The sequence below is a fragment of the Veillonella parvula genome (genome assembly GCF_032550495.1).
GTDB classification, from domain to species: domain Bacteria; phylum Bacillota; class Negativicutes; order Veillonellales; family Veillonellaceae; genus Veillonella; species Veillonella parvula_G.
Genome location: NZ_JAWFZJ010000004.1, coordinates 128,952 through 137,947 on the forward strand (window position 1 = coordinate 128,952; position 8,996 = coordinate 137,947).

Genomic DNA, 8,996 nt, shown 5'->3' on the forward strand with positions numbered 1-8,996 from the left:
TAAAAATTATACCATATATTGCATGATTTATCGATAAAAGTATACTACATATACTATTAAATATTAATATAACTAAGGCCCCTTTTTACATAGCAAAAGGGGCCTTATTAATGTAGTTAAACAATAGTCGTATTATAGTTTAATATTCATAATAAGTCTTAAATATAGGTCTTAAATTGCAACATGAAATTAAAATATTATCCAATCTACAATCAAGCATTTGTAATAGATACTTTTATTGATATTTAGTTTTATTGAATACTTGCCATAGATAAATAACAGTATTCATAGAAACGCCCTCGAAGAGCTATCAATTCTTCATACGTTCCATCTTCAACAATTTGACCTCTATCCATAAATATAATTCGATCCATTTGTTCTAAACCTTCCAATTGATGCGTAATATATAGACATGTCTTACCATCTACATAATGCATCAAATCACGATGCAAGGCTTTTCGTGTTACTTGATCTAAACCCTCTAAAGGTTCATCTAATAAAATAATTTTAGGATTGCGTAAGAACAATCTAGCTAATGCAATTCTTTGACGCTCGCCACCACTCAAACCTTGGCCTCCACTACCTACAATCGTATTCATCCCCTCTGGTAATTTTTCGACTACGGAACGCAATGAGGCGCGATTAATGGCTTGCTCTAAGTCTTCTTTAGACGCCTCAGGTCTAGCAAGACGTATATTGTCTTTAAAGGATGCATTAAAAATATACGTATCTTGAGTTATAGTTCCCAATGCATTACGCCAAGTATCAATTGAAATATCTTTCAACTCCACTGCACCTATACGAATGGAACCACCATAATCATATAGTCGCTCAAGCATATTAAACAATGTCGTCTTACCAGATCCACTAGCACCAACGATAGCAATAGATTGTCCTTGTTGAATATGTAGTCTAAGATTCTCATAAATATGTCGATATTCATCATAACCAAAGGATACATCTGTAAAAATAATATCATTATTAGAATTAAACGATTTTGGTGATATAGGATCTACAATAGATATAGGTTCATTACTAAGAGCCATGAGACGACTTGTAGCAACTTTACTTTCTGCACCATGATGAACTGCCGCGATCATAGGTTGTAACGCTTCAAACCAAGCCTGCGTACCAATGGCAGCCACCGCTACCATAACACTGGCCCAAGCACCTGTTAACGCATTAGAAGCCATAATAGCTACAATAACTACAGTTAACTGAACACCGCCTATGAATAGTGTATTACCCATATTCATGCCACGCTCAATAGTACCTTTTTGAGCATCTACATTACGCATCATATGCTGAATACGCTTATATACCATTTCTTCATTGCCATAACTAATCACATCTTCCAGGCTATCCATAGTATCACTTAAAAGCGCTTTATAATCACCTTGTTGGGGCCCAATTGCACGTAAAGATTGTTTATTATGTGCATAAACGACCAAAGGTAGTATTACACCTAATATGAAGGCCGACAAAAGAATTGGCGTAATCAAGCTATTGTCGATCGTAGAGGCTCCATATGCAATCAATACAGTCAAAGCAACAGCTGCTACAGGTGGAATCAAAGTGCGCAAGTAGAAGAATTGTAATACCTCTATATCCCCCATGATGCGTCCCAACATATCACCCGCCCCAAACCTTTTGAGTATAGCAGGTGCCAATGGTTCCAAATGAGCATAAAACCACAAGCGCAGGCCATAAAGACCTTGAAAGGCCATGCGATGAGATGTATAGCGCTCAAAATAACGACATACAGCACGACTAACACCGAAGAACCGAACCCCTACGATTGCAAGACTTAAATAAGTGAGCCCTGGTTGCAATGCGGCAGATGCCAATAGCCAAGAGGATACTGTTAAAAGCCCCACATTCATGAACACTGTTAAGAACGTAAATAGCAAGGCCAATACTAATGACCACTTAGCGGGACTCAATACAGAAAACAACAACTTCCAACCTTGTATGCCCATATTAAAACCTTTTGCATTATCTTTAAGGTTCTCAGTATATTTAACAGATTTATCAAAATACTCTGTGCCATTGATAGGTGTATCTATGCCCAATGTATTCTCTGAATCAAATTGCTTCCCAATATACAATGGTTCTTCAAGAGTTGCTGAAAATTGACCTAACCCAGATGTAACAAGTTCTTTAAAATACCCCTCTTCTTGAAGTAGGTCGTGATAAGAACCTTCTTGAATAATTAATCCATTTTTCAAGACATATAGTTTAGATGCCCAATGCATAGTTTGTAATCGATGCCCAATAATGATGACAATCTTATTTTCCATCAAACGCTGAATAGCCGTACTTATAATAGCTTCTGTTTTTACGTCTAGATGTGCTGTCACTTCATCAAGAATCAATACCTGACCCTTCCGCAGGAATGCACGAGCTAAAGCAATACGCTGCCGCTCACCACCACTAAGGCCTAAGCCACCTTCACCGATAACTGCATCAAGACCATCTTGTTGTCGATTAATAACATCTAATAACTGAACCTCTTTGCACGCATCGAGAATCTCTGCATCACTTACATCCATACCAAAGGATAAGACCTCTCGTAAGGTCCCTTTCATAATATGTGGATGTTGAGACACATAGGTAATTTGCTGACGCCACCAGTCGATATCTAAATCACATATATCAATGCCATCGATAGTAACTGTTCCTTTCGGAGCCTGTAAAAATCCACCAATAATATGGGCAATAGTAGATTTGCCAGCTCCACTTTCACCAACGAGCATAATAGGTACATTACGCTCAGCCTCTAGTGTGATATGGTGTACCCCATTCTCACTATTTTCATAGGTAAAAGTTAAATCTTTAATTGCGATCTCTTGTATAGATTTCTCGAGTTTAGAATCACCACCTAATGGTAAGGACTGCGGACGATTCATAAATTCTTCGTATTTCAGAATAGATGTTTTACCTGCCATCCCCGTATGGAAAGCAGCCCCCAACTGTCTAAATGGGGTATAGAACTCCGGAGCTAACAATAAAATAAAGAAGGCTGGGAAGAATGTAATTTCACCATCTAATAAAGTTAAGCCTAAATATACCGCAATCAAAGCAGTACTAATCGTACTCACTAACTCAAGCACTAAAGCGGATAAAAAGGCCACTCTCAATACTCGTAAAGTAGAGTCTTTAAACTCTTGAGATAATCGACCAATAACCTTAATTTGATCTTTTGCACGACCAAAGAGTTTTAGCGTAGTAATCCCTTGCAATACGTCTAAAAAATGCCCCGATAGGAAGCTCATACGTTCCCATTGTTCCTTATTTAATCGATCAGCTTGCTTCCCAATCAAGATCATAAAAAATGGAATTAAAGGCACCGTAACAATCAAAATAATACCAATTATTGGCAATGTATTTACAATGGCAATCCCCATAATAAGAGGAATCATAATAGCATATAAAATCTGCGGAATGTAACGTGCTATGTAAGCATCTACTTGTTCTAAACCATCGGTAAGCATATGGATGACATCGCCATGACGTTCCTTATGCTGTATACCGAGCTTAAACATATGCGCCAAAGAGCGTTCTCTAAAGGATGCTTTTACAGCACTTCCCAAATGATTTGCTACCGCCTCTTGAACATAATGAGCCACCAATCTCACAATAATAGCAATAAACAAATAAATAATGGTGTTCGTTTCGTCAGCTAGTGTATGCTCCAAAAATATAAGATTATTTATTAAGGTTCCAAAGAACCAGGCTTGCCCAACAATGGACAGACTTTCTACTAAACAGGTTAAGCCGAGTAGCACAAGCGGTCCTTTATGTTCTAGCAGCGCTTTAAATGCGGTACGCTGTATCATACTATCCTCTACGGTAAATCTATTTAAATATATAAACTCAAACAAATTTAAATCCCTATTACTAAGCCTACAAGAGTCCAAGCGAATCTAAATTTATCAATATTATATTCATCTTACCATAAAAAAGAGGCGTGCTGCTACGGCACGCCTCACATTAAAACCTAACTTTTACAACTTACATAAGTTGTAAAGCTATGTTATTAATAGTGTAAATCTTTTTCTGTTACACGATGACGGAATGTCCAATATACCCAAGATTGGTAAACCAAAATAATTGGCACAAATACGAAGGCTACACAAGTCATCAAAGTCAACGTATAAGTAGAGTTAGCTGCATTAGTAATAGTCAAGCTCCACTCAGGATTCAAAGAAGAAACCATGATGCGAGGGAACAAACCTGCAAAGTATGCGGCTGTTACAGAAATAACAGATAAACAACTGAATAAGAAACCCCATTTTGTATTTCGAGTGCGTGCTGCACCCCAAGAAATGAGGAAGGACACGATAGCTAATGCAAAGCAAACTATAGCTAATACAGAATTAAACAAATCTGTATACACGTAAGTTGCACCTACCAATGCCAATGCACCGATAGCTGTAGGAACACCTACTACCAAGGATGCCGCACGAGCGCGCTCAGAAACAGTACCAGCTGTTTTAATAGAAGTAAATAAACCACCATGATATGTAAATACCAAAATGAACGCAATACCACAAAGTATGGTGTATGGACTTAATAAATCAGAAAAAGTCCCAACATATGTCATACTTGCATCAATTGGAGTACCTTGAATCAAGTTACCTACTGTAACACCCCACAATAGTGCAGGAATCAAGGAACCAAAGAAGATGCAGTAGTCGAATGTTTTACGCCATAACAAATTAGGGCTCTTAGAACGGAATTCAAAGGATACACCACGAATAATAAGAGCTGCAAGCATCAAGAATAGAGCCAAATAGAATCCACTAAATAATGTAGCATACACGTGAGGGAAGGATGCGAATAATGCCCCTCCGGCAGTAATCATCCAAACTTCATTACCATCCCACACAGGACCTAAGGCATTGATCATTTGTCGACGTTCAACGTCAGTTTTACCAATGAATGGTAACAAAATACCAGTACCATAGTCAAAACCTTCTAATAAGAAGAAGCCAGCGAATAGTACAGTAATTAAGATAAACCATACCACTTCAAGGTTATTAAAAATTAATTCCATAATCTTGCCTCCTCTTTTTCAACTACATCATGAGATGGATTTCCATCTGGACCTTTTTTAATGTGTTCTACAGCAAGGTAGATAGCCGCGATAGCAGCCACGATATACACAAGTGTAAAACCGATGATTGTAGTCATAATTTCTGGAGCCGTTACGGATTTAGACGCACCATCTGCAGTCAATTGCAAACCATATACAAGCCATGGTTGACGACCTGCTTCCGCTACAAACCAACCAGTGGAGTGAGCGATGAATGGCAATGGCAACATCCAGAACATAATTTTTAAGAATGTACGATTTTCAACAAGCTTGTCTTTTGCATTTAGGATAAGCCCTACAAAGGCAACAAGTAACATAAGAGAACCGGATGCTACCATGACACGGAATGTCCAGAAGATTGCTGGAACATCTGGAATATAGTTGCCAGGGCCATATTGAGCCTCCGCTTTTGCTTGAAGGTCTTTGATACCTTCTACCTTACCAGACGTAAAGGAGTTTTGAGTCAAGAAGGATAAACCACCAGGAATTTCAAGAGCACCTGTATTCTTTTGTGCTTTAGTATCAATATTAGCTACCAAAGAGAATGGCGCTGGATCTTGTGTTTCCCACAACGCTTCCATAGCAGCCATTTTCATAGGTTGTACTTTTGTGATGTATTGACCTTGATGATGACCAGCTAATGCACCTAAAGTACCAAATACAAGTGCGATAACCATGCCCCATTTAGCGGAGCGGCGGTAGAATTCTGTCGCATTATTACGCAATAAGTGCCATGCACTGATTGCCATAATAATTACACCAGCTGTTAATAAACCATTCAATACGATATGGAAAAATTGTCCAGGTACATAGCCATTTTGAACGATGGTCAGGAAATTTTCCATCTCTGCACGGCCATTGCGTAATACAAAGCCTACAGGATGTTGCATAAAGGAGTTTGCTACGAGAATCCAGAATGCAGATAAGTTAGTACCTAACGCTACAAATGTAGCTACAAGGGCATGAACACATTTATGTAAGCGGTCCCAACCGAAAATCCAAACGCCCATGAATGTAGATTCCAAGAAAAATGCCATTAATGCTTCAAGGGCCAATGGGGCACCAAAAATGTCACCCATAAAACGAGAATATTCTGCCCAGTTCATACCGAAATGGAATTCCTGAACAATACCAGTCACCACACCCATGGCAAAGTTAATTAGGAACAATTTACCCCAGAACTTAGCCATTTTTTTGTATACTTCTTTACCAGTCGACACATAGGTCCACTCTAAAGCAGCAACAGTCACTGTCATACCTAGTGTGAACGGCACAAATAACCAGTGATAGATAGATGTTAGCGCGAATTGCAATCGGGCTAAATCTACAGCTTCAAACATGTGTTTTCCTCCTTAGAATAAAATACTAACATCACTTGACGAGCTTTTACAAAAAACCTTGCATCATTGCGACTGTAAAAAAGCTCAAGCCTCAGCAATAATCAACTGTTCTCGTTGGGCAAGGGTCTTAAAATTAACCTCTTCCAACTGATTGACCAATTGATGCTGAATCACGCCCATTGCTTCATTTATAGCGCAATGCCCCTTACAAGACTTAGAGCAAGAACCTACATCATATAAACAACGTTGTAAATACGCATCCCCTTCTACTGCTCTAATCACATCGAGCAACGATATCTCTTGAGGGCTTCGATTCAGGGCAAATCCGCCATCTACACCGCGAAAGGATTTCATAATCCCTGCTGCAATGAGACTACGCATAATCTTAAGCAAAAAGCGTTCTGGAATCAACTCTTGCTCAGCCAATACAGCACCAGTTATCTTCGAACCCGAAGGTAGTAGCGCCATATGTAAGACCATGCGAAATGCATAATCCGTGGCCTGATTTAACTTCATAAAGTCTCCTTTCTCATGCACTCGGACAAACGTATTACTAAATCTAGTATAAATGAAATAAAACAATACTGCAATGGTATTGTTTTGTTTATAACGAAAAAATTCACTTAGTTCTCATGCACATGCTTTATTTCCTCAATGACGGATTTAATCTCCACAAAATGCTTATTATAATCGCACTTTCAAAAAAGACTGCTCCACAAAAGAGCAGTCTCAATATATGTATTATTTTGTAATTTCTCGCACCAAATGCCCCATTTCAGGAATGATGAGTTTGCTCATCGCCAAGGTAACAGCTCCTACAGACCCAGGAACGGAGAACATTAAAGTATTGTTATTAACACCAGCTTCTGCACGAGATGCCATTGCTTTTGTCCCAATATCCTCCGTATAGGATAAATATCTAAAGATTTCACCAAAACCTGGAATATGCTTTTCATATAAGCTATTTACAGCCTCGATGGTAACATCTCTCATAGCAATACCAGTTCCCCCAGTAGATATAATGACATCAATAGACTCATCATTACACCATGGAGTCATAGCATTTATTATAGCCTCACAATCATCAATTACAATTTTGCGATCTGCTACAATATGATTTGCTGCTTCCAAAAATTCTTGAACTTTGTTGCCTCCTTTATCAGTTTCTAATGTACGAGTATCAGATACAGTTAATACTGCAACACGTAATGGTCTTGCTACAACTTCGTAAGACATAGTTCCTCCTAAAATAAAGGCACAATAGACGCCAATATCGTCCATCCATTATCGCGTAATGTATCACGCAATGCCCATGTATACTTAATAAGCGGTGCACAATGTAGGCGCAACCAGAAAGATAAATACGGTGTATCTCCTTGGAATACAGCTAGTCGATTTAGAGCATATAAATTATCCCCTGGCTTTACTGTCCCCGGTTGGACTGTGAAAGCCATTTTATACCCAGACTGTTTAGTAACATATTGAACGAGCATATCATTAAAACCACCAGGATACGCCAAATAATTGATAGGCTCTCCTAAGATACCTTCCATAGATGTTTTACCACCGAGAATGGCATCAGGCAATTCTGTAGGATCCATATGAGTTAGTATCTTATGATGATTTGTATGCCCTTGAATGTCAAAACCAGCAGACTCCATTTGGTGCATTTGTGCAGTGTTTACAAAACCAGGCGTATTGGCAGCGTCACTAATCATGAACAAAGTAGCTTTCATATTATATTCTTTTAATATAGGCAATGCATGTTCATAATTATCTACATAACCATCGTCAAATGTTATTACTATAGGCTTCTCTGGTAAATCCGAACCATTTTGTAAATAATCATACAACTGATTCAATGTAATCGTATTATAGCCATGATTATGGAGGTATTCCATCTGCTCCTTAAACTGATCCACATGCAATGTTAAAGCGGAGTGTTTCTCATCATTTATTTGATGGTAATTAAGTACTGGTACACCATATAACTTGTAATCTGAAGACAGGCCCCACATAACCCCAATAGAAACCGCTAAGATTGCAATACATATTGCCATACAATATAACAACTTTTTAATACAACTCTTGCCATATTTATACATATAAAATAATCACTCCCATCCACTTACATACATAATGAGAATACCATATATAAGTGATTATTATCAAGAAAAACCCTCATAAGATTAATATAAAAACTGTTGATGCAATGAATCTATCGTCGCTTAATTCTTATTACCTTTAACTTTCCCTACTTGCTTCCTCACTGTGGATTTCCCTTTACCGCTTCGCAGTTTGGTAAAGCTTACGTTTGGAAGAAAGTGATGCAGTGAATCTGTCGTCGCGTTGCTCCTCCATCTTCTACTGCCCTACTTTTACTGTCCTGCTTACCAGGTCCCCTCGGAGGATAGGAAGCTATACATAAAAAAAGGCACACCCTCAGGTGTGCCTTTAAGCAATCAGCGGCTTCCTATCCTCCCAGGCCGTCTCCAGCCAAGTACTTTCGGCGTTTATGAGCTTAACTACTGTGTTCGAGATGGGAACAGGTGGATCCT

General features: G+C 38.6%; 6 protein-coding genes and 1 rRNA gene. All 7 read right to left on the minus strand.

Annotation, left to right across the window (positions count from 1 at the left end):
• Window positions 1–251: 251 nt before the first annotated feature.
• On the minus strand, window positions 252–3,839 hold the full coding sequence (cydD, locus tag E6X37_RS08960; protein WP_316689755.1) for a thiol reductant ABC exporter subunit CydD: 3,588 nt from the start codon (window positions 3,837–3,839) through the stop codon (window positions 252–254).
• A 200-nt stretch (window positions 3,840–4,039) separates the two neighbouring features.
• Window positions 4,040–5,059 carry a cytochrome d ubiquinol oxidase subunit II gene (gene cydB, locus E6X37_RS08965; RefSeq protein ID WP_287507815.1) on the minus strand — a complete coding sequence of 340 codons (1,020 nt, stop codon included), beginning with the start codon at window positions 5,057–5,059 and terminating at the stop codon, window positions 4,040–4,042.
• Window positions 5,050–6,438: a cytochrome ubiquinol oxidase subunit I gene (locus tag E6X37_RS08970; RefSeq protein ID WP_004695363.1), complete on the minus strand. Its 1,389-nt coding sequence runs from the start codon at window positions 6,436–6,438 to the stop codon at window positions 5,050–5,052. Before E6X37_RS08970 ends, cydB begins: the two co-directional genes overlap by 10 nt.
• A gap of 84 nt (window positions 6,439–6,522) precedes the next feature.
• Window positions 6,523–6,954, minus strand: a complete 432-nt coding sequence (locus E6X37_RS08975) for an RrF2 family transcriptional regulator (RefSeq protein WP_287552376.1) — start codon at window positions 6,952–6,954, stop codon at window positions 6,523–6,525.
• A gap of 225 nt (window positions 6,955–7,179) precedes the next feature.
• On the minus strand, window positions 7,180–7,674 hold the full coding sequence (locus E6X37_RS08980) for a MogA/MoaB family molybdenum cofactor biosynthesis protein (protein ID WP_155086521.1): 495 nt from the start codon (window positions 7,672–7,674) through the stop codon (window positions 7,180–7,182).
• Between the two features lie 8 nt (window positions 7,675–7,682).
• Window positions 7,683–8,543 carry a polysaccharide deacetylase family protein gene (locus E6X37_RS08985; protein ID WP_077708222.1) on the minus strand — a complete coding sequence of 287 codons (861 nt, stop codon included), beginning with the start codon at window positions 8,541–8,543 and terminating at the stop codon, window positions 7,683–7,685.
• A gap of 355 nt (window positions 8,544–8,898) precedes the next feature.
• Window positions 8,899–8,996 (minus strand): 5S ribosomal RNA (rrf, locus tag E6X37_RS08990); the annotation flags it as partial.